The sequence below is a fragment of the Streptomyces sp. NPDC051963 genome, from assembly GCF_044593495.1.
Taxonomy (GTDB): Bacteria; Actinomycetota; Actinomycetes; order Streptomycetales; family Streptomycetaceae; genus Streptomyces.
Genome location: NZ_JBIUCC010000006.1, coordinates 497,874 through 522,683 on the forward strand (window position 1 = coordinate 497,874; position 24,810 = coordinate 522,683).

Here is a 24,810-nt window from a genome sequence, read left to right on the forward strand (position 1 = left end):
GGCGCGGTCCGAGCCCAGCAAGGGGGGAGGGCTTGGGCCGCCCCCTTGTCCGCACACGCACAACAGGCTGAAGGGGAGTCATGTACGGACGACTTCGCGCCCGGCATCTCGCCGCGGGCTTCGGCGCGGCGGGACTCGCGGTGACGCTCACTGCGACCACCGTGAACGCCGTCCCCGCCGATCCGGCGACCGCCGCCGAACGGTACGGCTGGGGCGACCCGTTGCCCGACTGGTCCGACGAGTTCGACTACGGCTCCGAGGCCGAACCCGCCGTACCGGACCACGACAAGTGGCGTCTGGCGGGCGGCGGACCCGACCAGTGCTGGCCGGGCCACAGCGACAACGGCCGCCGCTGCGACGTCAACACCCGCGTCGTCGGCGACACGCTGCGCATGACCGGGGACGCGAACGGCGACACCGGCTGGCTCGCCTCGCAGTTCGGACAGCGGTACGGCCGGTGGGAGGCCCGCGTACGCTCCCGGGCCACCGCTCCCGACAACGGGCGGCAGTACCACCCGCTGCTGATCCTGTGGCCGGACTCGAACGAGCACCCTGAGGACGGCGAGTACGACTACCTGGAGAACGGCGCCCCCGGCGAGAGCTGCGCCGAGGCGTTCCTGCACTACCCGCACCCGGAAGGCGTGCCCGTGCAGCAGGAGTTCGCGCAGAAGTGCGGCGTGGACCTGTCCCAGTGGCACAACGTCGCCATCGAGTGGACCCCGGACCAGCTGCGCGGCCTCATCGACGGCGAGGAGTGGTTCCGCTTCGCCGACGGCGCCGACGCGGACCGCGACTGCATCCAGTGCGCGCCGTCCATGCACCAGACCATCCAGCTCGACAACTTCCACGGGGACGACCTGCAGAGCGCTGTCTACGAAGTGGACTGGGCCCGGGTGTACGACCTGCCGGACAACGAAAGCGTGAGGTGATCCGCGATGCAGAGTTCTCCCTATCAGCCCGAGCAGTCCGGGGCGCCCGGGACGGTGCGCATGCCCGGGGCCCTCGTCTTCGTTCTCGTGATCGTCGCCGCCCACGCACTGGGCACGGTCATCGGCGGCTGGGTGGTCATCGACGAGAACCAGAACAAGCAGGAGCACGGTCAGGATCTGCTCATGCCGATGAGCATGGCGTGGTTCGTGGCGCTGTTCTGCTGGGGGCTGGCGGCGCTTCAGATCGTGTGCGTCGTACTGGCGCGCAGGCGCCGCTCCTGGATCCGTGTGGTGCTCATCGTGTGCCTGTCCCTCCTCGCACTGGGGACGGTCTTCGGCTTTCTCGGGTCGCTGACCTCCGGGGCGCCCAACCTGGCGGTGTTCGTGATCGCCGGTATCGATGTGGCGGCCCTGTGGATGGTGAGCGGCGAACAGGGCCGCCACTACTTCGCGGTGCGCAACCCGACGTCCACTTCGTCTCAGGGGTGACGGGCATGGACTCTCCGACGTACGAACACGCCCCTTTCGGACCGCCCGACGAGCCTCCGACGCCGCTCAGGACCCGGCCCCCGGCCGACCCGGTGGCCGCCGCGCTCGGCAACGCCTCGCTGTTCGGCATCGGCTATCTGCTGCTGGGGCACTGGTGGCTGGCCGTGTTCGCAGTGGTCGGCACGGTCTGGCTCCTCAACGTCGCCGCCTCGACCGCCGACACCTGGGCGGAGATCCTGCTGGTCGCCTGGTGGGTGGCGGGTATGGCGCACGGCTGGTCCCTGCCACACGGGCGCACGGAGCACGTCGTACGGCGCGGGCAGCGGGTCGGCACGCTTGCCGTCGCGCTCGCGGTGCTGCTGACGGCCGTGCTGCTGCGCGTCGACGCCCACGGCATCGAGGACCGCGTGAACGAGGCCCGGGAGCGCGGCGACTGCGAGGCGGCCGTGGCCGCGCAGGACGAGGTGGGGTTCGGCCAACGTCTGGCGGGCGCAACGGTGGTCGAGCCCGGCAAGGCGGTGGTGGAGGCGTGCAACCAGCTGGAGCGGGCCGCGTCCCGGCTGGCCGCCGGCCGGAGCGGGAGCGTCGAGGACCTGGAGCGGGGCTTCGGCATCCTCGCGGGTGTCCTGAGAGAGCCCGGCAATGAGCAGACCGTCAAGACGGTCCTGGACGCCTTCCTCGACGGCCTGCCCACCCAGGACTCCTGCAACACCGCCGACATCACCGAATGGCTCCGCGACCGCGAGCCCACCCGCGACGTGCTCGACCGTTCCGCCACCAACGCGACGCGTACGGAACCCGCCGCGTTGGTGGGATGCGGCGACGACCTGATGGCCGAGGACGACTGGCAGGAGGCGCGGACCCGCTATCAGCTCCTCCTCGACGAGTACCCGGACGACACCCGCACCGAAGTGGCACGCGGTGGTGTGCGGAAAGCCACCCTCGCCATCGAACTGGAGAAGGTTCGCGGGCTGGTCGGGGACACGTACGACGCGACGTCCGGGTACTGCGAGACGCCCGCCAAGTACAGCGGTGCCCCGGCGTACCGCAAGGGGTTCAACCGCGCGCTGTTCCTCGGCGACACCGAGTACACCGGCCGGCTCCCCGGCGACTGGCGCACCGGCGACCCGACCAAGGCCTCGCTCGTGGTGTGCGCGGACACGGCGGAGAACGGGGCCGCCGTCGAGACATGCCAGTACGAGAACGACAAGTCCCCCTACTTCCCCTACTCAGTGACCTTCTACAAGGTGAAGGTCCCGCTGAAGGTCTACGAACTGCGCACCGGAAAACGCCTCGACCCGCGCGAGGTGCAGATCAGCGGCGGAAGCTGCCCGAGCGTCCTGCGCTACGAGTACTACGGCATCGACCTCGGGCCGGGCAACGAGTTCGTCTCCACCGCCAAGTCCGACGTACGGGACGCGTTCTGGCCGGTTGTCAAACGGTGACCCTCGCCCTCTCCGCCCACTCCTGGGCGGAGAGGGCGAGAAGACTTTCCCTCTCCTTCTCCTCGGGCAACGGACCGTGGTCCCCTGTCACTTCGAGGGCGGAGACCGCGGTGATGTGACCCAGTCGCAGCGCGCGCTCCGCCGTCGCGCCCCGCAGGAGGCCGGCGAGGAAGCCGGCGGCGAAGGCGTCACCGGCGCCGACGGCCTCGACGACCGTCGTGCGCAGCGCCGGCACGGTGTACACGGCCTCCTCGGTGAGGGCGGTCGCGGTGTTCGCGCCGTCCTTGACGACGAGGATGCGAGGACGGGGAAGCAGCGCCCGGATGCCGGCCGCCGTCAGGTCCTCGCCCCAGAGGTCCTGTGCCTCGTCGAGGCCGACGAAGACGATGTCCGCCCGGTCGGCCAGCCGGCGCAGTACGGACGGTGCTGTGCCGTCCGGCCACAGCGCAGGGCGGTGGTTGACGTCGAAGCTCACCGCGTACGGCCGTTCGTCTGCGGGGGTGTCCAGTGCCCGCGTCACCAGTTCCCGGCACGAGTCCGACAGGGCCGGGGTGATGCCGGTGAGGTGCACGAGCGAGGCCGTGCGCACGCAGGGACTGTCCAGCGCGTCGGGACCGAGGGCCGAGGCGGCCGATCCGGCCCGGTAGTAGTGGACGCGCGTCCCTGCGGGGCCCGGGTCCTTCACCAGCAGGCCGGTGGGGCGGTGCGGGTCGGTGCGTACGTGTGACACGTCCGCACCGGCGGCGGCGACCGTCGCTCGTACCCGCCGGCCCAGCGGGTCGTCGCCGACGGCCGAGAGCCAGGTGGCGGAGATGCCGTGGTCGGCGAGGTACATGGCGACGTTCGACTCGGCTCCCGCCACCGAGAGCCGCAGGTGTTCGGCGTTCAGGAGGGGGATCGGCGGATCGGGGGCCAGCGCCGCCATGGTCTCGCCGATGCAGACGACCGGGCCGGGTTCGGGCCGCCATGGGTGGGTCATGCCGGCTCCCCGGCTGACGGAGGAACCGGGGCGGCGTGCGGCCGCCAGGCGGGCGTCGGTGTGCCCGGCACGTCCACACGAGCGGTGAACAGGGCACCGTCATGGCGTCCGGGTGCGGCCAGACCCACGCGGGCGGTCGTGACATGGAGGACATCGCGTTCGAGGCACACACCGGCGGGCTGGTGCGCCGGCAGCCGCAGGGTGCGCTCGAGCGTGCCGTCCGGCAGGTAGCGGCGCACGGTGCCGGTACCCCAGACGGCGATCCACACGGCCCCTTCGACGTCGACCACCATGCCGTCGGGACTGCCGTCGCGCACCGTCACGAACTCCTCCGGTGCGCCGAGTTCGGCGGTCACCGGGTCCACGGGATGGCGCCGGACGACGCCCCGGCCGCTGTCGGCCAGGTACATGAGGCTGCCGTCCGGGGTGAACGCGGGTCCGTTGGGCACCGTGATGCCGTCCAGGACGCGGACGACCGTGCCGTCCCGGTCGACACGGTAGAGGGAGCCGGCGCCGTCGTCGGCGTCGTAGCCCATGCTTCCGGCCCAGAACCGGCCGGACGGGTCGGCCACCCCGTCGTTCATGCGCATACGTCCGGTGGAGTCGTCCTCCGGACGTGCCAGCCAGCTGACCGTGCCGTCGGCGCGCAGCAGACAGATGCCGGTCCCCGCGGCCGCGATCCAGGTGCCGGCCTGGCCCGCCACCGGCGCCACCGCGCCCAGCGGGACGGGGAGTTGGGCCACGGTGTGCAGCGGCGCCGCCGGATCGTCCGGTGCCGCGAGAAGGCGGCCGGCAAGGATGTCCACCAGGACGACGCCGGTGCCGGTCCAGCGGATGCCCTCGCCGAGTTCCAGCCGATCGGGGCGGACGGGGTGAAGCTCAGCGGTCACGGACCCGCCTCCTGTACGAGGCCGCGGAAGACGCGGGCGCGGTCTCTGAGAGCGGAGATGCTGCCGCCGTCGGCGGCGTCGCCGACGAGGGGGGAGCCGACGCCGACCGCTGTCGCTCCGGCCGCGAGGCAGGCGCGGGCAACGGCTTCATCGACCCCGCCCACCGGTACGAACGGCACGTCGGGGAACGGACCGAGCAGGGCCTTCAGGTACGCCGCTCCCCCGGCCTGCGCGATCGGGAAGATCTTCAGCGCGGCCACGTCGAGAGCCTGCGCGGCGATGACCTCCGTCGGGGTCATCACGCCGGCGAGCACGGGCATGCCCAGCTCCCGCGCCGCGGCGACGCCCTCCCCGAGGCCGGGGGTGACCGCGAACGTGGCGCCGGCGCTGTGGGCGGCGCGGGCGTCGTCGGCGGTCAGGACGGTGCCGACGCCCAGGGGCAGGTCCGGTCCGAGGGAACTTCGGGCGCGCTCGATGACGGTGAGCGCGTCCGCGCCCGAGAGCGACACCTCGATCAGTTCGATGCCCTCTTCCGCCAGGACGAGGACGGTGCGCAAGGCGGCGTCGGCATCTTTTCCGCGCACGACGGCGACCAGCCGATGGGCCGCCAGGGCGGCTGGGAGATCCACGAACCAGGCTCCTTTACATGTGGGGTGAGCGGCAGCGGCAGGCCGCGGTGAGGGTGAGCCGCCAGCGGACCTCGCCCGACTCCGGCACCCGGGCTGCGTCTTCGGGCCCGGCGTCGGCGAGGTCGAAGACACGGCCGAGCATCGGCTCGACTCCGGTACTGCGGTAGGGATGCGCTGCGGGATAGCCGCCGAGGTTGCGCCACAGGGCGGTCGACACGGGTTGCCCGTCCGCCTGGATTTCCAGGGCCAGCCGGTCGGCTCCGTCGTGGACGCAGCATCGCGCGGTGTCCACGACGGCCCCGACCGCGGTGCCGTCGTCCGGGCCGAGCCGGTCCAGGGGCAGTCCGTGCGGTGCGGGCCACTGGCCCTCGATCCACGGTGCCCCGGCGGGCCAGTCCTGCTTGAGGAGCGGGGCCGCCTCCGGGAAGAGGCGGGTCGTCGCGCCGGAGCGCATGCCGAGGATGGCGTCCTCGGAGAGGTCCAGCAGCGCGTGCGCCGCCCAGACGAAGCGGAAGCCGGGAGTGGCGGTCAGGACGTAGTCGGCCTCGGCGCCGGCCGTCGTACCGCGGATGGTGCGGCTCAGCGTGAAAGTGCCGCACTCTACGCGTTCGGTGTCCCCCTCCCGCGTCCATGCGCGTGACCAGGCGGCTCCGTGGTCGGGCCGGCCGCGGACGGTGGGGACGCACTCCTCCAGCCCGCCCGCGTCCACGAACTCCTCGTCCGGTGCGACGTTCTCCCGTTCCGGCGCCGGGCGGTGCCAGAGCCATTCGCGGCCGGGTGAGCGCAGGGAGGTCCAACGCCCGCCGTGCTCGGGGTCGGTGACGATGTCGAGCACCGCCGTCACCACTCCGCGAAGGAGCCGTCGGGGTGGCGCCAGACGGGGTTGCGCCAGGCATGACCGCTGCGGTCGGCCGCGCGTACGGCCGCCTCGTCGACGGTGATGCCCAGGCCGGGGGCGTCGCCCAGGGGTGCGTGGCCGTCCACGAACCGGAACGGGGCGGGGTCGACGAGGTAGGACAGCAGGTCGGCGTCCTTGTTGTAGTGGATGCCGCGGCTCTGTTCCTGGATCAGGAAGTTGGGGGTGGCGAACGCGACCTGGAGGCTGGCCGCCAGTGCGATCGGGCCGAGCGGGCAGTGCGGGGCGAGCAGCGCGCCGTAGGTGTCGGCGAGCGAGGCGATGCGGTGCACCTCGGTGATGCCCCCGGCGTGGGACAGATCGGGTTGGGCAACGGCGATGCCGGCGGTGAGCGCGGGCAGGAACTCGCCGCGCGAGTAGAGGCGTTCGCCGGTGGCCAGCGGCACCGGGCTCGCGGCGACCAGGCCGGGCAGCAGGTGGCCCTGTTCGGGGACGACGGGTTCCTCCACGAACAGCGGGTGCAGCGGGGCGAGTTCGGCCAGGACACGGCGGGCGCTCGCGGCGGTGAAGCGGCCGTGGAAGTCGACGGCGACGTCGCGGTGCGGGCCGAGGATGTCGCGGGCGGCGGCCACCCGGGCGACGACCGCCGCCGTCTCGGCCGCGGTGGCGACCGGGGAGGTGGCGCCGGCGCCGTTCATTTTCACCGCGGTGAAGCCGGCCTCCACCTGGGCGGATATCTGCTCCGCGAGCTCGGCGGGCTCGTCGCCGCCGACCCAGGCGTACACGCGGACGCGGTCGCGCACGGGGCCGCCCAGCAGGGCGTGCACCGGGGCGCCGTAGGTCTTGCCGGCGATGTCCCACAGGGCCTGGTCGAGGCCCGCCACAGCGCTGGAGAGGACGGGGCCGCCACGGTAGAAGCCGCCCTTGGTGAGCACCTGCCAGTGGTCCTGGATACGCAGCGGGTCCTGGCCGACGAGGTACTCGGCGAGCACGTCGACAGCGGTGCGGACGATCTCGGCGCGGCCCTCGACGACGGGTTCGCCCCAGCCGACCACGCCGTCGTCGGTCTCGATCCGGCAGAACAGCCAGCGTGGCGGGACGAGGAAGGTTTCTATGCGAGTGATCTTCACTGGCCGCCGGAGCCTTTCGTGTCGTCGGGGCCGATCCGGTCCAGATCGCGGCCGGCCTGGTCGAGCAGGGCCCGCATCGCTCGTTCCGCGGCTCGCGCATCATGGTCGCGTACGGCGTCCAGGACGGCCCGGTGGGCGGGTACGGGGTCCTGGCTGTGCGGGTGGCTGTGCACGATGCGGTCGCGGTGGGCCAGGCCCGGCTCGATGACCATCTCCATGCGTTCGAGGAGTTCGTTGTGGGTGGCGGCGAGCAGGGCACGGTGGAAGGCGAGGTCGGCGTCCACGGCGACGGCCGGGTCGGCGCCCGGTCCGGCCATCGCGTCCAGGGCGGCCTCCAGGGCCACCAGGTCGGCGTCGGTGCGGCGCTCGGCGGCCAGGCGCACGGCGGCCGGTTCGATGATGGCGCGCACCTCGGCGAGATTGCGCAGCAGCGTCCTGTCGGCGTCGGTGGTCGGGTCGCCCTCGAACTGCCAGCGCAGCACGTCGGCGTCGAGCAGGTTCCAGTCGGCGCGGGCCCTCACGAAGGTGCCGCGTTTCTGGCGGGCGTCGACCATCCCCTTGGCGGCGAGCACCTTCAGGGACTCGCGCAGGGCGGTGAGACTGACGTCCAACTCGCTCTGCAGCGCCACCAGATCGAGCGTGGCTCCCTCGGGGATACGTCCGCCGAGGATGCGGCGGGCGAGGGCTTCCACGGTCTGACCGTGTACGCCGCGGCGGGCGTAGGGCGTCATGTCGTACAGCCTTTCTGCTTCGGGGTGGGCACGGCGGTCGTCATGCGGAGGCCTTCACGACGCTCCAGCCCCCGTCCACGACGAGGCTCGTCCCGGTGATGAAGGACGCCTCGTCGGCGCTCAGGAAGGCTATGGCCGCGGCCACTTCCTCGGGGGTGCCGAAGCGGCGGGCCGCCGTCTCGGCGACGCTGCGCTCCCGTTCGTCGGCCGGCACCCGGTCCCAGGCCCCGGTGAGGACCGGTCCCGGCAGGACGGTGTTGACGCGGACCTCCGGCCCGTACTCCACGGCGAGCTGACCGCACAGCGACAGCAGGGCACCCTTGGACGCCGCGTAGGCGGGGTGTCCGGGGATGCCCATGTGGGCGTGGACGGACGAGGTGAGGACGACCGCCCCGCGGCGGGCGCGCAGGTCGTCGAGGACCGCCCGGAAACCGAGGAAGGCCGCGGTGACGTTGACGGCGAGCTGCCGCTGCCAGGAGTCGAGGGACAGTTCGTGGGCGGGGGCGACGTCGACGGTGAAGGCGTTGCTGATCAGCACGTCGACGGGTCCGTGGGCGTGCGCGGCGGCCACGATCCGCCGCCAGTCGTCCTCCGCGGAGACGTCCGCGGCGACGAATTCGGCCCGGCCTCCGTCCTTGGTGATCCGCTCGGCGACGGCCGCGCCGGATTCCTCGGCGATGTCGGCGAGCACGACGGCGGCGCCCTCCTGCGCGAGGCGTTCGGCGGTGGCCGCTCCGATGCCGGACGCGGCGCCGGTGACCACGGCCGTGCGGCCGGTGAAACGGGCACCGCTGCGGCGTGACTGGTCCATCGTGGGGTTCGGCTCCTTTGCGTACGTGGTCCGCGGAAGGACGGACACGGGCAGAACATATGACGTACGTGGTTCTACTGACGTGTCAGTACCACCAGTTCGGCGTCGTGATCGGCTCTCCAGGCGAACGGCAGCCCGTAGTGGAGCAGGTGGGCGCCCGTATAGGTGGTCGTGGTGGCGAGGTCGCGGTACGTGGCGGCCGGGTCGAGACCGCGCAGCCGCAGTCGGGAGGGGCGGCCGGGGACGAGGGGGGCTCCGTCCAGGCTGCCGGTGCCGAGGGCGGCCACGACGGTGCGGTGTCCGTCCGGGGCGTCGTACTGCACTCCGCAGGTGGCGTCCTGCGGGCTGCCCAGGAGGCGGGCCTCACCGTGGTGGATGACGTCGCGCACCTCCTTGTAGCGGGCGATCCACCGGGCGGCCTCGGCGCGCTGGTCCGGGGTCCAGGCGCGCAGGTCGGCGCCGATGCCGAGGACGCCGCACATGGCGGTGACGAAGCGGAAGGCGAGGCTGCGCGGGCGCGGGTCGAACACGCCCGGGGCGTCGGTGACCCAGGAGCTCATCACATGCGGTGCGTGGGCGTGCAGGAAGCCGTACTGGATGCTCAGCCGGTCCAGGGGCGCGGTGTTGTCGCTCGGCCACACGACGTCGGTGCGGGCGATGGTGGCATGCTCGATTCGGCCGCCGCCGCCGGCGCAGCCCTCGATGGTGACGTGCGGGTGAGCCGAGCGCAGATGGTCCAGTACGCGCAGATAGCCGTGGACGTGCTCGGCGTCCAGGTCGAGGCGGTCGGCGGGCCCGGCGCCCGGTCGGCCGCGTTCGGTGGGCGGGCGGTTCATGTCCCACTTGAGGTAGTCGATGCCGTAGCCGGTCAGCAGCCGGTCGAGGGTGGCGAGGACGAATTCCTGGACATCGGGACGGCCCAGGTCGAGCAGCAGCTGGTTGCGCACCAGACGCGCCGGGCGGTCGTCGATCCGGTAGGCCCACTCGGGGTGCTCGGCATACAGCCGGCTGCCGGGGCTGACGGCTTCGGGTTCGACCCACAGGCCGAAGTCGAGACCCAGCGCGCGCACGTCGTCGACGAACTGTCCGAAGCCCTGCGGGAACGCCGCCGGGTCGGGGTACCAGTCGCCGAGTCCCGCGGTGTCGTCGGTGCGGCCGGTGAACCATCCGTCGTCGACGACGAACAGCTCGGCCCCGATGTCCGCGGCGGCCTTGGCCAGTTCCAGCTGCTGCGCGGCCTCGACGTCGAAGCCGGTGGCCTCCCAGGAGTTGTAGAGGACCTTGCGGGTGCGGTGCAGACGGTCCCCGGCGAGCCGGCGTTCGTAGCGGTGCCAGACGCGGGACAGTCCGTCGAGTCCGTCCGGGCTGAACGCGCAGGCGAGGCGGGGCGTGGTGAGGGTGTCGCCGGGGGCCAGGAACACCGATCCCTCGTGCGGCACCCGTCCGGCGCGCACCCGGACCGCTCCGCCGGGTTCGGCTTCCGCGGTGATGTGCCAGTTGCCGGGCCACTCCAGGGCCACTCCGTAGGCGGGGGCGTCGTCCGTCGTGAGGTCCTGCACGGCGAGCCACGGCGCGTACGCGTGACCGGGCGCGCCCTGCGTGCTGCCGATGCTGAACGTGCCGCGGTGCAGGTCGAGTTGAGTGTGCTGGAACTCCTGCGACCACTGCCCGGTGAGGTACGTCAGCCGGGCCCCGGCGGTGACGGGAACGTTCACGGCGGCCGAGTCGAGCCGGTCCAGGCGCAGTTCCTCGCTTCCCGTGCAGGTGAGTTCGGTCCAGCGGTGCAGTACGTCGGTGCCCGGCACGGTGGCGTAGCACAGGACGGTGCGCAGGCCGAGGACGTCGTCGGTGAAGGTCAGCCGGAGGCTGTTCTCGTCCGCCTCCGCTCCCCCGAACGTCCACCACACGCCCCGTTCATGGCCGGGGCGGCTCGCCACGAGGTCGGCTCCGTTGAACGGCCGTAGCCCGTGGGGCAGGTACTCGGCGGGAGCGGCGTCGGCGCGTGTGACGAAGTGGGTGCGGTGGGACCAGTCCAGCGCCGAAGGCCCGGTCTCCACTCCGTGCGGTCCCCATGCGTCGAGCTCGGCCCAGGGGCCGTCCGGGGACAGCCGGACCGTGTAGGAGGTGTGCTCGGTGCGCAGGGTCCAGCGCTGGTACGACGTCACTTCACTGCTCCGAGGTTCAGGCCGGCCACGAAGTGGCGCTGGAAGCGGAGGAAGACGGCCACGGTGGGGGCGGCGGCGATGACCGAGCCGGCGGCGATGACGTTCCACATCGACACGTACTGCCCCTGGAGTCCGATGAGAGCCGCGGTGATCGGCATCTTGGTCTCGCTGCGCAGCACGGTGATCGCCCACAGCAGGTCGTTGAAGATCCAGGTGAACGACAGTGCGCTGAGCGCGGCGAGGGCGGGCCGGGTGAGCGGGAGGATGATCCGCCAGAAGATCTGCCAGGGGCCCGCACCGTCGACGACCGCCGCCTGCTGGATCTCGGCGGGGATGGAGCGCATGAAGCCGTGCAGGACGAAGACGTAGAAGCCGACGCCGAAGCCGATCTGCACGCCGATCAGGGCGGGCAGGGTGTCGTAGACACCTATCAGCTCGCTGAGTTTGGACACCGGGATGAGCAGGATCTGCGGCGGGAGCAGATTGCCGCCGAGCATGAGCAGCAGCAGGGAACGGCGGAACGGCATGTCGTAGCGGCTGAGGGCGAACGCGGCCATCGCGGCCAGCGCCAGCGTCACCAGCACGCACGGGACGGTCACGAGCAGGCTGTTGATCAGAGCGCGCTGCTGGCCTCCGTCGACCCAGGCCTGGCTGAAGTTGTCGAGGGTGAAGGAGCGGGGCCAACTGCCCAGGCCGTGGGCGGCGATGTCGTTGAAGGACCGCAGGCTGGTCACCACCACCAGGGCGATGGGCAGCAGCCACAGCAGCGCGAGGGTGCCTGCACCGAGGTGAAATCCCGCGGTCGCGGCACGGCGGCGGCGCAGCGCGGCGGAGGTACGGACGGTGGAGGTGCGGACGGTCGTCATCAGTCGGCCTCCCGGAAGGCCCGCACCAGGTACGAGGCGATGACGCCGAACGCCAGAATGAAGATGACGACGGCCAGTGCGGAGCCGTATCCCAGCCGCAGGGACTGGAAGGCGGTCGAGTACATGTAGGTGCTCAGCAGTTCGGACGAGTGGTAGGGGCCGCCGCGGGTGAGTGACCAGACGACGTCGAAGGAGCGCAGCGAGTCGATGATGATGACGGACAGCACGACGGCGTTGACACTGCGCAGCTGGGGCAGGGTCACATGGCGGAAGCGCTGCCAGGCTCCGGCGCCGTCGACCTTGGCGGCCTCGTACAGGGCGGGGTCGATGCCCTTGAGGCCGGCGAGGTAGAGGACCATGACGTAGCCGATCTGGCGCCACAGCGCGGGCACGATCACCGCGTACAGGGCGGTGTCCTGGTCGGCGAGCCAGGCATGGCGCAGGCTGTCGAGGCCCACCGCCTCGAGGAGTTGGTTGAGGACGCCGTCGGGCTGGTAGATGGCCTGCCAGACGAGGGCGGTGGCGACCAGGGAGAAGACGACGGGCAGGAAGAGCGCGGCACGGTAGAAGCCGACGCCGCGGCGCTCCTGTTGGAGCAGCAGCGCGGTGGCCAGGCCCAGCAGGGCGGAGAGGCCGCCGAACAGCACGAGCCACAGGACGGTGTGGCCGGCCGCGCTGCGGAAGACGTCGTCGCTCGCCATCTCCCGGAAGTTGTCCAGGCCGACGAACTTCGGCGGCGAGACACCGTCCCAGCTGGTGAGCGAGAGGTAGAAGCCCTGTAGCGCGGGCCAGAACACCCACAGTGCCTCGGCGAGCAGTGGGACCAGGACGAAGGCGAGGACGAGCGGCGGGGTGCGCCGGGGACCCCGGCCCCGGCCGCCACGGGACGGCGCCGGGACCGGGGACTTGCGGTGGGGGGCGGTCAGGACGGCCATCTCAGGCCTTCCAGATCTTCTCGGCCTCGCGCTGCCAGTCGGTGAGGATGCTCCCGATCTCCTTGGGCTTGGCGATGAACTTGGTCAGCGCGGCGTCGGCGGCGGGCTGCATGGCGTCGCTGGAGTCGCGGTTGAAGAACTGGGTGATCTCGGCCGCCTCCTCGATGTGCTTGCGGCCCTTCTTCACCAGCGGCGTGCCGGCGTCCTTCGCGTCGGGGTGGCAGGGCAGGGCCGTGCCGGACGATCCCTTGATGTAGATCTCCTGCGCCTCGGCCGTGGCGAGATAGCGCATCAGGTCGTCCACCCCGTCGCGGCGTCCGGTGCGGGCGCTGGCGAAGTAGCCGTCCGTGGGGGCCTCCTCGGCGAGCGGGACCTTCGCGTCGATGACGGGGAAGCGGAAGAAGTCGATGTCGTCGAGGGCGTCCTTGGGCGCCGCGTCGGCGAAGAAGGTGCCGATCAGCATCGTGCCGGTGCGGCCGCTGAGCAGGGCGGTGGTGGCGTCCTGGAAGGCGACGGCGGTGCCGTCCGGGTCGAAGAACGGCAGCACTTCCTGCCAGCGGTCGAAGACCTTGCGTACCTCGGGGTCGTCGAAACGGTGCTGTCCGGCGAGCAGTTGGCGGTGGTAGGCGGCGCCGTTGATGCGGATGTTCAGGTAGTCGAACCAGGCGGAGGCGACCCAGGCCGTGTTGCCGCCGGCACCCAGACCGATCGGCGCGACGTTCTTGCTCTTGAGTTTGTCGCACAGGTCGAGGAAGTCGTCCCAGCTCTTGGGTTCGCTCACGCCCCACTTGGCGAAGTTGGACTTCCGGTAGAACATGCCCCACCAGTAGTAGGTGGTGGGGACGAACACCTTCTTGCCGGAGCTCGCGGTGCACAGCGAGTTCAGCGCCTTGGAGTAGCGCTTGAGGTCGGGCGAGGCCCAGACGTCGTCGAGGTCGAGCAGCAGGTCCTTCTTCGCGTAGGCCTCCGCCACGGAGCCGGGGTACCAGGTGTACACGTCCGGCGGGTTGGCGGAGGTCAGGTACGTCGGCAGTTGGGTGCGGTAGGTCTCCGCGGCGACCGTGTTGAGGGTGACCTTGCCGGAGTCCTTCTTGCCGTAGGCGGCGACCATGTCCTCCATCGCCGCCTTGGCCTGCGGTGCGGACAGGTTGGACTGGAGGGTGACCGCGCCCTTGGAAGAGTTCTTCGAAGAGGAGGTGGAGGTGACACAGCCGCTGAGCAGCGCCGCCGTCCCGGCGGCGCCGAGTCCGGCGAGGATCTGCCGTCGGCTGGGCTGATGGTTCGTCATGGGTGGCTCCCTGTGGATCCGCGCGGCGGGGCCGGCCCTCCTGATGGCCGGGGCCCCGCTCGCGGCGGATCCAGGTTCGCGTGGCGTTCCCACCACGTCAAGATTAATTACTAATTTATTTGAACTGGGTCCGGTGGATGAGTCCGTCGACTCCGCGGAACACGGCGTCGACCGCACCGTCCGGCGCCGCTACCGCCCCGAGCGCGCCCTCGAAGGCGGCGCCGGGGAACTCCTGCCGCTTGGTCCAGCCCTGCCACGCGCCGGAGACAAAGCGCTGCTGCCAGAGCGTGTAGTCGCCCGCCCTCGCGTACAGCACCACGGCGTCCCCCACGGAGACGAGCGTCGGGCTGCCGCTCACGGTCCCGCCGAGCGAGGTCCAGGCCGACCACTCCCCCGACGCGGCCCGGGACCGTGTCCACACGTCGTCCGCCGCAGTGCGTACGGCGACATGGACGCGCCCCTCGGAGTCGACGACGGCGGACGGCCTGCCGTAGGTCGGACGGTCACCGGGCGCGGCGAGCGACGACCAGCCGGACGCCGGTCCCCGCTGCACGATCCGCCCGTCGGCGCCGCGCGCGACGAGGGTCCAGTGCGCGGGGTCGGAGAACGCGACGGACGGCGCGTCGGTCAACTGCCCGCCCAGGCTCTGCCAGTCGCCCCAGCGCCCCTCGGCGAAGACCCGTCGGTACGCGCGGGAGTCGGCGCCGCGCACGAAGACGTCGATCCTGCCGTCGGCTGAGGCGTAGGCGGCCGGCTGGCCGAGGATCTTCCCCCGCGCCGGGCCCCCGAGGTCCTTGGTGCGGGGCGTGCCGCTGCCGTCCGCGGCCGCCTGGTGCTGGACGAGGCTTCCGCGGGGTCCGCGGAAGAAGGTCGTCAGTGTGGAGCCGTCGCGCACCACGGCCGGGCTCGCCGTCGCGTTCTGGCCCAGGTTCGTACCGGGCAGCGCGTCCTCGCCGCTGAGCTTCAGGAACGCGGTGCCGTGTGCGGGGACCTCGACGGTGTAGGAGCCGGTGTGCGTGCCGCGATCGGTGCGTGCCCGCAGGTCGCGCACCGAGACCGCGCCGCCGAGCGCCACGTCGGAGAAGTTCACGGTGCGTTCGACCGGCTGGTCGGAGCGGTTGAGCAGGACGACCGCGCGCCGGCCCTGACCTGCGAGCACCTTGCTGTAGACGTCGCCCACGGAGTCGCTGGCCACCCGTACGCCCTGGACGGCGAGCGGGTCCTGGTCGACGGCGATGATCTCGGGGTTGCGCAGCGTCTTGATCATCGACGCGGACAGGGTGCGGGGGTCGGAGCCGAGGACGAGAGGCGAGGCCATCTCGGCCCACATCACGAACTGGGTGGTCGACTCCTCCTCGGTCAGCTCCAGGGAGCCGTCGGCCATCCGGCGGGTGGGGATGAGGTAGTCGGGGTCGTTGTAGTGACCGGGCCCCTGCGCCTCGGGATGCCAGGCGTTGGCGTCCATGTTGCGCAGCACGTTGGGCCACTGGCCCGGGCTCGGCGTCCCCCAGGCGATGTCCGTGCCGGTGCGCCAGGAGTCCGCGATCGTCGGCGCGTAGGCGTAGGTGTTGTGCGCGTCCTGCTCGGGCGTGTGCGGCACACCCCAGTCGTCGGTGAGCGGGTTGCACAGGTTGAGCAGCATCCTGCGCCCGGACTTGGCGACGGCGTCGCTGAACTCCTTGAACGCCGGCCCCGGATCGAGCTTCTCGGTGATGCCGCAGAGGAAGTCGACCTTGATGGCGTCGATCTTCCAGCCGGCGAACTGCTGTGCGTCCTCGGTGTAGTGGCCACGGCTGCCGAGCCCGCAGGTCTTGCCACCGTCGTAGGTGCCCGCGTCGGTGTAGATGCCGGCCCGCAGACCGCGTTTGTGCAGGTAGGAGACGAGGGACGGGATGCCTGAGGGGAAGCGGTCGGGGTGGGCCGCCAACCGTCCCTGTGCGTCGCGGGGATTGTCGGCCTGCCAGCCGCCGTCCAGCCAGACGATGTCGTAGCCGCTGTCGCGCAGACCGCTGCTGACGAGCCGGTCGGCGACCGCGCGGACCTCCTTCTCGGTGGGCGCGCCGAGACCGTAGTAGGTGTTCCAGCCCATGTACGGCGTCGGCGCCAGGCCGCTGTCGTAGTACGCGGGCGCCCCCTGGTCCACGGCTGTGTCCGCGGTCTCCGCGGTGGCGGCGGGGACGGCCGACGCGGTCAGGACCACGGCGATCGCGGCGGCGAGGGTGAGCCGAGCGGCCTGTCGGTGTCTGGTTCGTTGTGTGGACGGGCTTGAAGTCACGTGCCTCTCCCGGAGGTTGGGAAGCATGAGGAGGTGACGCGGGCCGCGCGGGTGCCAGGGCCGACGGCGTCACGGCGACGACTGTGTCCCGTGGCCGAAACCCTGTCAATATTTATTACTAATTTAAAGAGACTTCGCGAGCAGGAGCCGCCTGGAAGCCGCAGCGGCTCACGGAGCCGACTGGATGTCCCCTCGCGTGGAGGACTCGATGGTGTCGCGGTGCGCGAAGTCGCCCGGGGGGATGCCGGGGTGGTGGCCGAGCCGGCCCGGCGGGGCCGTGGCCGCGGGGCCGAGGGTGAGCCGGGAGACGATGCGATAGCGGTCGCCGCGGTAGATCGAGTGGACGTATTCGACGGGCTGGCCCGTGGTGTCCGAGGTGAGCCGCTCGAAGAGCAGCGCCGGGGACAGCTCGGGCACGTCGAGCAGCTCGGCCTCGGCCTGGGTGACGACGGTCGGCTCGATCGCCTGGACCGCCTCCTGGACATGCACGCCGTGCTGTTCGCGCAGGTGCTCGTACAGGTCGCCGGCCTCCAGTTCCTGGGCGGACAGGGTGGGGACCAGATCGGCCTTGATGTGCAGATGCTCGATGGCCATCGGGGCGCCGTCGACCAGGCGCAGCCGTGCCACGTAGACGATCTCGGCGGCGGGCGAAAGACGCAGCTTGCGGCCCACGCGGGCGCCCGCCGGGATGGTGGTGAACTCCAGCAGCCGGCTCGACCAGGTCCCGGCGGCCCGAGGCACGGTCATGGTCTGCTGACCGGAGACGAGTTCCTGGGTGATCTTCTCGGGTGCCACGAACATGCCGCGACCGTGCTCCCGCACCAGCAGACCCGCGGCGACGAGCTCGTCGACCGCCGCGCGCAGGGTCGGGCGGGAGACACCGAGCTGGGCGCAGAGGGAGCGCTCGGAGGGGATCGCGTCCCCCGGGCTGCGTGACTCGACGAGGTCGAGGATGAAGTCGCGAACGCGCTCGCGTTTGAGTACCGCACCCGGTTCGTCGGCCTTCATATCGCCCTCCCTCAGGCACGGAATCCCCAGTTGACCAGTTGACCAGTAGCTGTCGGCAACCGCTCCCGTGGTCAGGGAAGTGTAACCGCCACACCTTAGTGATCGTCCCGGCCCCGACTGGCCTGCGCGACAAAACCCCGGAAAGCAAGGGGGGTTGACGCCGCTATTGGTCTATGCCACCTTCATCCCCACATCAAGAGGTGAGCTGTCCAGTGGACCCCACTGGTCAGGTGGTCAGGTCATGTCCTCCAGGGGTGAACCGTGAAGCTCCGCTTGTTTGCCGGCGTATCCGTGCTCGTGATGACTGCCGGGCTCAGTGCCTGCAGCAGTTCCTCCGATACCTCCGACGACAGCTCCGACGGGAGCACGACGATCGACGTCTGGCTGATGCGCGACAGCGTCTCGGCCGCGTTCCAGAAGGACTTCGTCCAGGGCTTCGAGACCGCTCACCCGGACATCAAGGTCAAGGTGCAGATCCAGGAGTGGGACGGCATCGGCGAGAAGGTGACGGCGGCCCTCGCCAGCAACGACGCACCGGACGTCATCGAGACCGGCAACACCCAGGTCGCCCAGTTCGCGCAGAGCGGGGGGCTGCTCGACCTCAGCGACAAGGTCGACGAGCTCGGCGGGAAGGACTGGCTGAAGGGCCTCGCCGAGCCGGGCACCTACGACGGCAAGCAGTACGGCATTCCGTACTACGCCGCCAACCGCGTCGTCATCTACCGCACCGACCTCTTCAAGGCGGCCGGCGTCGACGCGGCCGCCATCAAGACCCGCGACCAGTGGATCGCCGCCACCGAGAAGCTCAACACCGGTGGCACACAGGGCATCTATCTGCCCGGCCAGACCTGGTACGCGCTCGCGGGCTTCATCTGGGACGAGGGCGGCGACCTCGCCGTCGAGTCCGGCGGCAAGTGGAAGGGCAGCCTGGACACCCCCGAGGCGATCCGCGGCATGGAGTTCTACGAGAAACTCCAGGCCCTCGGCAGGGGACCCAAGGACGCCGATGAGGCAAATCCGCCGCAGGCGGACGTCATGGCCAAGGGGAAGATCGCCCAGACCATCGCGACACCCGGCCGCGCGAGCGTCATCATCGAGAACAACCCGGAGCTGAAGGGCAAGCTGGCCTTCTTCCCGATCCCCGGGAAGACCGCCGACACACCCGGCGCGGTCTTCACCGGCGGCTCCGACCTCGTCATCCCCACGGCCTCCGCCAAGCAGGACGCGGCCTACACGTTCATCAGGGAACTCACCGGCGACACCTGGCAGAAGAAGCTCGCCCTCGCCATGAGCTACGTCCCGAACAAGACCACCCTGGCCGACGCGGTCGCCTCCGACCCGGGTGCCGCGGCCATGGCGGTCGGCGCCGCCGAAGGGCACGCCACGCCCAACACACCCGGCTGGGCCGCCGTCGAGGCCAAGAACCCGATCAAGGACTACATGACGGCCGTACTCACCGGAGGCGACCCCGAGAAGGAAGCCGCCGGTGCGTCCGAGGCCATCACCACCGCGCTGAACTCAGGCTCCTGAACCGCTCCGTCCCCACCGGAAGGAGGAGCGCCGTGTCGGCCGCCGTACGAGAACAGACCGCCCCTCGTCCCCCACTCGGCACCGGGCCGCTCCGGCGCTCCGCCGGCCCCGGACCGCGCCGGTCGTCGAAAACCGCCGGGCGCGGGATCTGGCCGTACGTCCTGATCGCGCCCGCGATCCTCGGCACGCTCTACCTGCTCGTGTATCCCCTGGTCCGCGCCGTGGTGATCTCGCTCCAGGACTTCGGACTGCGCCAACTCATCGTGGGCGAAGCGCATTTCGTCGGGTTCAAGAACTACGGGACACTGCTGGGCGACCGCCAGTTCTGGGAGGTCGTACGCCGCACCTTCCTCTTCATGGCGGTCAACGTCGCCCTGATCATGCTGTTGTCCACGCTGGTCGCGCTGATGATCGAGCGGCTCGGCCGGTTCGGCCGCACCGCCGTCCTCAGCGCGCTCGTGCTGACCTGGGCGATGCCCGTCATCGCGGCGACCACCGTCTTCCAGTGGCTGTTCCACTCGGAGTTCGGCATCGTCAACTCGGTCCTGACCGACCTGGGCTTCGAGTCCTTCGACCGCTACCCGTGGTTCGCACACGGTCCGGCCGCCTTCGCCATCGTGGTCGTCCTCGTCGTGTGGCAGTCCGTGCCCTTCGCGGCGATCACCCTGTACTCGGCACTCACCACCGTCCCCACCGAGTTGTACGAGTCGGCGCGGCTCGACGGAGCGTCCGGCCCGCGGATCTTCCGCTCCCTCACCTTCCCGATGATCCGGCCGATCTTCATGCTCGTCTTCTCGCTCGAAGTGATCTGGACCTTCAAGGCGTTCGTCCAGATCTGGGTGATGACCAACGGCGGGCCCGGCGACGCGACCACGATCCTGCCCGTGTACGCGGTACAGACCGCTCTGTCGAGCCAGCGCTACGACCTCGGATCGGCGGCCTCCATGGTCACCGTCGTGCTGATGTCGGGCGTGCTCGTCTTCTACTTCCGCCAGATGTTCCGCCAGGAGGACGAGCTCGCATGAGCACGACCCGGCCCCGCATCCGCCGCCTGCCCCTGAACGCCGCCGCCGTCGTCACGGTCGTGGTCTGCCTCTTCCCGGTCTACTGGATGGTCGCCACCGCGTTCACCCCGACCCGCGACATCCAGTCCGACAGCCCCCGGTTCGTCCCGGAGACCTGGACGCTCGACCACTTCCGCGACGCCGTGGGCGCGGACGGCTTCGGTCTGTTCTGGCGCAACAGCATCCTCGTCACGCTGACCGCCGTCCTGCTCGCCCTCGTCATCGCGCTCGGCGCCGCCTACGCGGTCGCGCGGATGAAGTGGAAGGGGCGCCGCCAGTTCATGCTCATGGTCTTCATCGCCCAGATGGCGCCCTGGGAGTCACTGATCATCCCGGTCTACATCATCTCCCGGGACACCGACATGCTGGACCGGCTGCCGACCCTGACCCTCGTCTACTTCATGATGACGCTGCCCTTCACCGTCATCGTCCTGCGCGGCTTCATCGGCACCATCCCCCCGGAACTGGAGGAGTCCGCCCAGGTCGACGGCTGCACCCGGCTCGGCGCTTTCCGCCGTATCGCCTTCCCGCTCCTCGCCCCGGGTCTGATGGCCACCTCGCTGTTCGGCTACATCACCGCGTGGAACGAGTTCACGTACGCCAACTTCCTGATCATCAAGCAGCAGGACAACCGCACCCTGCCCGTGTGGCTGTCCTCGTTCCAGAACGTCTTCGGCACCGACTGGGGCGCCACCATGGCCGCCTCGACCCTGTTCGCCGCCCCGGCGCTCGTGGTGTTCCTGCTGCTCCAGCGCCACGTCACCTCCGGCTTCGCGGCCGGCGCAGTCAAGGGCTGACCCCGCACACCCCCGCGACCCGTTCCGGAGGCGCCCCATGCCCGCACTAGTACCGCGTCCCACCGAGGCCACGTTCCGGCCTGGCCACTTCACCCTCGACGCCGACACCTCACTGCACATCGGCGAAGGCGCCGAACAGGCCGCAGAGCTGCTGCGCACCCTGCTGGCCCCTGCCACCGGACTGGCTCTACGGCCGTCCCCGGACGGCCGGTTCACCCTGGCGCTCGACCCCGGCCTCGGCGACCTGGGCGAAGAGGGCTACGCCCTCGCCGTCGACCCGAACGCGGTACTGCTACGCGCCGCGCACCCCACGGGTCTGCTGCGCGGCATCCAGACGATCCGTCAACTCCTGCCCGCGCAGGCCCTGTCGGGGCTCCCGCAGTCGGGCATCCGGTGGCTGCTGCCGTGCGCCGACATCACCGACGTCCCACGCCACCCCTGGCGCGGCGCGATGCTGGACGTCGCCCGACACTTCCAGCCCGTCTCCTATCTGCGCCGATACGTCGACGTACTGGCCCTGCACAAGATCAGCGTGTTCCACCTGCACCTCACCGACGACCAGGGCTGGCGCATGCCGGTCGCCGCCTACCCCAAGCTGACGGAGGTCGGCGGCCACCGCGCCGAGTCCCAGATCGGCCCGGCGGGCAGCGACACGTACGACGGCGTCCCGCACGGTGGTTCGTATACGCGGGCCGAACTCGCCGACCTGGTCCGGTACGCGGCCGCTCGCGGTGTCACCGTCATGCCGGAGATAGAGATGCCCGGACATGTACGGGCCGCCCTCGCCGCCTACCCCCGCCTCGGCAACCACCCGGAGCACACCCTCGACGTCTGGACGCGCTGGGGCGTCTGCGACACCGTCCTCGGCGTCCACGACGAGGTCCTCGACTTCTGCCGCACCGTCCTCGACGAGGTGATGGACGTCTTCCCCTCGCCTTACATCCACCTCGGCGGCGAGGAGTGCCCCACCACCGAGTGGACGCAGAGTGCCGCCGCATGCGGACGGGCGGCGGCGGAGGGCCTGGCGAACCCCGAGGCTCTGCACGGCTGGTTCCTCGGGCAGATCGGCGACTTCCTGGTCCGGCGCGGGCGCCGTCCGGTCGGCTGGGCCGAGGCCGGCGCCGAACTGCCCCTGGACTTCACCGTGATGACCTGGCGCGACTCGGCCCACACCCTGACGGCCGCCCGTCGCGGCCATCCCGTGGTCAGCGCGTACCACCGGGCCACCTACCTCGACTACGCCCAGTCCGACGACCCGCACGAGCCGCCGGCCCAGCCCGGAGGCGTCGTCGATCTGCACTCCGTCCACGGCCACGACCCCGTACCCGAGGAGGCGGACGCCGAGTCGGCCGGGCGGGTGCTCGGTACGCAGGCGCAGCTGTGGACGGAGTTCGTGACGACGCCCGCCCACATCGAATACCTCACGTACCCGCGGCTGTGCGCCCTCGCCGACCGCGGCTGGAGCGGCGCGGCCGACTGGGCCGACTTCCGATCCCGCCTCGGCGAGCACACGGCCCGACTCGACGCACTCGGCGTCCGCCACCACCCCTGACCCCTCGACGTCCCGTTCCGGGAAACCCCCACCGTTCTGGAGAGGAACAAGGATGAGATTCGCGAAGAACCGGCTACGCACCACCGCAGTCACCGCCGTGGCGGTGGCCATGGGCGCCGCCACGCTCACCGCGCTCCCGGCCGCCACCGCGAACGCGGCCGCCGACGGGCTCAGCGTGCAGTACCGCACGAGCGCCACGGGAGGCAGTGCCGACCAGGCCGAACCCTGGTTCAAGGTGAAGAACACCGGTGGCACGAGCGTGCAGTTGAGCAGCGTCAAGGTCCGCTACTACTTCAAGGCCGACTCGGCGAGCGCGAGTTATCGCTTCGCCTGTTCCTGGGCCGTCAAGGGCTGTGCCAACGTCACCGGCACCTTCGGTACGCTCACCAACCCGACCGCCACGGCAGACCGTTACCTGGAGATCGGCTTCACGTCCGGCGCCGGCTCACTCGCCCCGGGCGCCGACACCGGCGATCTGCAACTGCGCTTCTACCAGTCGAACTGGGCGCCGCTGAACCAGAGCGACGACTACTCCTTCGGCGCCTCCCAGACCTCGTACGGCGACTGGTCCAAGGTCACGGCGCAGCTGACCGGCGCCACTTTGTGGGGCACGGCGCCTTCGGGCAACGAGCCGACCGACCCGCCCACCGATCCGCCGACCGACCCTCCGGCCGACGGCGCCGCCCTGTTCGACGACTTCAACTACAGCAGCCACAGCGACCCGAACATCTCGGCGCACGGCTGGAACGTGCGGTCCAACTCCGGCGGCCCCGGCGTGCCCGGCGCCACCTGGGCGCCCGAGAACGTCACCTTCGCCAACTCCGGCGGCAACTCCATCATGAACCTGGAGACCTCGACCGCCGGTACCGGAGCGAGCACCGAGCAGACCGAGATCCTCACCAAGTCGATGAAGTTCAAGAACGGCACCTACGCGGCCCGCGTCAGGTTCAACGACGCGCCCAAGTACGGCCCGGACGGCGACCATCTCGTCCAGACCTTCTTCACCATCAACGACCTCAAGGCACCGATGGCGGACGACTACGCCGAGTACGACTTCGAGTACCTGCCCAACGGCGGCTGGGGCGAGCCGTCGAACATCCTCTACACGACGTCCTGGGAGACGTACCAGCCCGACCCGTGGGTCGCGGTCAACCAGCACAGCGAGAGCCGCCAGAGCTTCGCCGGCTGGCACGACCTGGTGCTGACCATCGACAGCAGCACCATCAAGTACTACATCGACGGACAGCTCTTCGGCACCCATGACGCCGCGTACCTGCCGGAGCGGCCCATGTCGATCAACTTCAACCAGTGGCTGATCGACCTCGCGGGCCAGACCAGCACCACCGCGCGGGCGTACGACCAGCAGGTCGACTACGTCCTGCACGTCAAGGACCAGGTCCTCACGCCGGCGCAGGTCGCCGCCAAGTTGGCGGCCTACCGCAGTGCGGGCACCACGTTCGAGGACACGGTCCCGGGCAGCTGAAGCCGTTCACCGGATCCCGGGGCGAGGGCGGCCGCGCACGTCGGAGCGCAGGCACCGAGTGCGCGGCCCTCCTCTCCTGTTCACCACTGCGTACGGCCATTCGAGGGCGTCCCCCCGACTGCGGACGAGCGATTTCCCCGACCAACCGCATCCCACCACACTCTTGACGTGACCACGCCCACGGGTATGGTCTAGTCCAAGTAGCAAATCCCGTCCGGATGGGCGCACTTCATTGCGTCTGCACACGGATCGGTGCTGCCGACCTTCGCACTCCTGGCCCCACCCACGAGAAGTCGACCCGCGCACCAGGTTCCCCACAACCCGGTGCATCCGCGGCAAGACCTGCAGTGAAGGAGAGACACGCACATGAGCAAGAAGACAGCCGTACTCATCGGCGCGGCGCTCGCCCCGGTGATCGCCGTGAGCCTGCCCGCAGCCTCGGCAAGCGCACACGGCTACATCTCCAACCCGCCCAGCCGGCAGGCGCAGTGTGCCGCCGGGACGGTCAGCTGTGGCGACATCAAGTTCGAGCCGCAGAGCGTCGAAGGTCCGAAGGGGCTGACGAGCTGCAGCGGCGGCAACTCCCGCTTCGCCGAGCTCGACGACGACAGCAAGGGCTGGAAGGTCACCCCGGTGAGCAGCAGCACTCAGTTCCAGTGGAACCTGACGGCCCGTCACTCCACCAGCACCTGGCAGTACTTCGTCGGCGGACAGAAGATCGCCGAGTTCAACGACAACGGCGCCCAGCCCGGCTCCACCGTCACACACCAGGTGAACTTCGGCGGCCTCTCCGGCCAGCAGAAGGTGCTCGCCGTGTGGAACATCGCCGACACCGCCAACGCCTTCTACGCCTGCATCGACGTCAACGTCGGCGGCTGAAGCAGCAGTTCACCGGCGGACCCGGACCCACCTCCCCCTCCCCCTCCCCCCACCCCACACCCCCCACCACTCCCCGTCG

Annotated in this window: 22 protein-coding genes; 9 read left to right on the forward strand and 13 right to left on the reverse strand. The window is 70.7% G+C overall.

Annotated elements, in window-relative coordinates; all coding sequences use genetic code 11:
- Window positions 1–80: 80 nt before the first annotated feature.
- From ACIHFB_RS26815 to ACIHFB_RS26825, 3 genes are read left to right on the forward strand one after another with little or no spacing between them, the layout of a single operon-like run.
- On the forward strand, window positions 81–929 hold the full coding sequence (locus ACIHFB_RS26815; protein WP_365282915.1) for a glycoside hydrolase family 16 protein: 849 nt from the start codon (window positions 81–83) through the stop codon (window positions 927–929).
- 6 nt (window positions 930–935) lie between these two features.
- On the forward strand, window positions 936–1,418 hold the full coding sequence (locus tag ACIHFB_RS26820; protein ID WP_365282914.1) for a hypothetical protein: 483 nt from the start codon (window positions 936–938) through the stop codon (window positions 1,416–1,418).
- A gap of 5 nt (window positions 1,419–1,423) precedes the next feature.
- A complete protein-coding gene (locus tag ACIHFB_RS26825) occupies window positions 1,424–2,863 on the forward strand; it encodes a hypothetical protein (protein WP_400128137.1) in 1,440 nt (479 codons plus the stop codon).
- On the opposite strand, the gene ACIHFB_RS26830 is transcribed toward ACIHFB_RS26825, so the two are convergent.
- The 13 genes from ACIHFB_RS26830 to ACIHFB_RS26890 all read right to left on the reverse strand — a co-directional run bounded on the left by ACIHFB_RS26830 (window position 2,853) and on the right by ACIHFB_RS26890 (window position 17,426).
- Entirely contained in the window at window positions 2,853–3,842 is a 990-nt protein-coding gene (locus ACIHFB_RS26830; RefSeq protein ID WP_365282912.1) for a sugar kinase, read from the reverse strand. The genes ACIHFB_RS26825 and ACIHFB_RS26830 overlap by 11 nt on opposite strands.
- Entirely contained in the window at window positions 3,839–4,732 is an 894-nt protein-coding gene (locus ACIHFB_RS26835) for an SMP-30/gluconolactonase/LRE family protein (protein ID WP_400128138.1), read from the reverse strand. Before ACIHFB_RS26835 ends, ACIHFB_RS26830 begins: the two co-directional genes overlap by 4 nt.
- On the reverse strand, window positions 4,729–5,361 hold the full coding sequence (locus tag ACIHFB_RS26840; protein ID WP_400128139.1) for a bifunctional 4-hydroxy-2-oxoglutarate aldolase/2-dehydro-3-deoxy-phosphogluconate aldolase: 633 nt from the start codon (window positions 5,359–5,361) through the stop codon (window positions 4,729–4,731). The genes ACIHFB_RS26835 and ACIHFB_RS26840 overlap by 4 nt, the downstream gene beginning before the upstream one ends.
- A gap of 13 nt (window positions 5,362–5,374) precedes the next feature.
- Window positions 5,375–6,205 carry a hypothetical protein gene (locus tag ACIHFB_RS26845; protein ID WP_400128140.1) on the reverse strand — a complete coding sequence of 277 codons (831 nt, stop codon included), beginning with the start codon at window positions 6,203–6,205 and terminating at the stop codon, window positions 5,375–5,377.
- Window positions 6,202–7,347, reverse strand: a complete 1,146-nt coding sequence (dgoD, locus tag ACIHFB_RS26850; protein WP_400128141.1) for a galactonate dehydratase — start codon at window positions 7,345–7,347, stop codon at window positions 6,202–6,204. The genes ACIHFB_RS26845 and dgoD overlap by 4 nt, the downstream gene beginning before the upstream one ends.
- A complete protein-coding gene (locus tag ACIHFB_RS26855) occupies window positions 7,344–8,078 on the reverse strand; it encodes an FCD domain-containing protein (RefSeq protein ID WP_365282907.1) in 735 nt (244 codons plus the stop codon). The genes dgoD and ACIHFB_RS26855 overlap by 4 nt, the downstream gene beginning before the upstream one ends.
- Window positions 8,079–8,118: 40 nt before the next feature.
- Window positions 8,119–8,889, reverse strand: coding sequence for an SDR family NAD(P)-dependent oxidoreductase (locus ACIHFB_RS26860; protein WP_400128142.1), 771 nt, complete (start codon window positions 8,887–8,889; stop codon window positions 8,119–8,121).
- Window positions 8,890–8,963: 74 nt separating this feature from the next.
- Complete coding sequence (locus tag ACIHFB_RS26865) at window positions 8,964–11,054, reverse strand: alpha-galactosidase (protein ID WP_400128143.1); 2,091 nt, start codon at window positions 11,052–11,054, stop codon at window positions 8,964–8,966.
- On the reverse strand, window positions 11,051–11,920 hold the full coding sequence (locus ACIHFB_RS26870) for a carbohydrate ABC transporter permease (RefSeq protein ID WP_400128144.1): 870 nt from the start codon (window positions 11,918–11,920) through the stop codon (window positions 11,051–11,053). Before ACIHFB_RS26870 ends, ACIHFB_RS26865 begins: the two co-directional genes overlap by 4 nt.
- Window positions 11,920–12,855 carry a sugar ABC transporter permease gene (locus ACIHFB_RS26875; protein ID WP_365282903.1) on the reverse strand — a complete coding sequence of 312 codons (936 nt, stop codon included), beginning with the start codon at window positions 12,853–12,855 and terminating at the stop codon, window positions 11,920–11,922. Before ACIHFB_RS26875 ends, ACIHFB_RS26870 begins: the two co-directional genes overlap by 1 nt.
- 1 nt (window position 12,856) lies before the next feature.
- Entirely contained in the window at window positions 12,857–14,143 is a 1,287-nt protein-coding gene (locus ACIHFB_RS26880) for an extracellular solute-binding protein (protein ID WP_365282902.1), read from the reverse strand.
- 115 nt (window positions 14,144–14,258) lie between these two features.
- On the reverse strand, window positions 14,259–16,418 hold the full coding sequence (locus ACIHFB_RS26885) for a glycoside hydrolase family 27 protein (protein ID WP_400128145.1): 2,160 nt from the start codon (window positions 16,416–16,418) through the stop codon (window positions 14,259–14,261).
- 168 nt (window positions 16,419–16,586) lie between these two features.
- Window positions 16,587–17,426, reverse strand: a complete 840-nt coding sequence (locus tag ACIHFB_RS26890; RefSeq protein ID WP_365282901.1) for a GntR family transcriptional regulator — start codon at window positions 17,424–17,426, stop codon at window positions 16,587–16,589.
- 261 nt (window positions 17,427–17,687) lie between these two features.
- On the opposite strand from ACIHFB_RS26890, the gene ACIHFB_RS26895 reads away from it, so the two are divergent.
- From ACIHFB_RS26895 to ACIHFB_RS26920, 6 genes are all read left to right on the forward strand, one after another.
- Window positions 17,688–18,956, forward strand: a complete 1,269-nt coding sequence (locus ACIHFB_RS26895; protein WP_400128146.1) for an extracellular solute-binding protein — start codon at window positions 17,688–17,690, stop codon at window positions 18,954–18,956.
- 32 nt (window positions 18,957–18,988) lie between these two features.
- Window positions 18,989–19,981 (forward strand): sugar ABC transporter permease, encoded by a 993-nt coding sequence (locus tag ACIHFB_RS26900; RefSeq protein ID WP_365282899.1) that lies wholly within the window; start codon window positions 18,989–18,991, stop codon window positions 19,979–19,981.
- Window positions 19,978–20,817, forward strand: coding sequence for a carbohydrate ABC transporter permease (locus tag ACIHFB_RS26905; protein ID WP_365282898.1), 840 nt, complete (start codon window positions 19,978–19,980; stop codon window positions 20,815–20,817). The genes ACIHFB_RS26900 and ACIHFB_RS26905 overlap by 4 nt, the downstream gene beginning before the upstream one ends.
- Window positions 20,818–20,854: 37 nt before the next feature.
- Entirely contained in the window at window positions 20,855–22,369 is a 1,515-nt protein-coding gene (locus ACIHFB_RS26910) for a beta-N-acetylhexosaminidase (protein ID WP_400128147.1), read from the forward strand.
- A 52-nt stretch (window positions 22,370–22,421) separates the two neighbouring features.
- Window positions 22,422–23,852, forward strand: coding sequence for a cellulose binding domain-containing protein (locus ACIHFB_RS26915; protein ID WP_400128148.1), 1,431 nt, complete (start codon window positions 22,422–22,424; stop codon window positions 23,850–23,852).
- 366 nt (window positions 23,853–24,218) lie between these two features.
- Complete coding sequence (locus ACIHFB_RS26920; RefSeq protein ID WP_365282895.1) at window positions 24,219–24,731, forward strand: lytic polysaccharide monooxygenase auxiliary activity family 9 protein; 513 nt, start codon at window positions 24,219–24,221, stop codon at window positions 24,729–24,731.
- Window positions 24,732–24,810 lie beyond the last annotated feature (79 nt).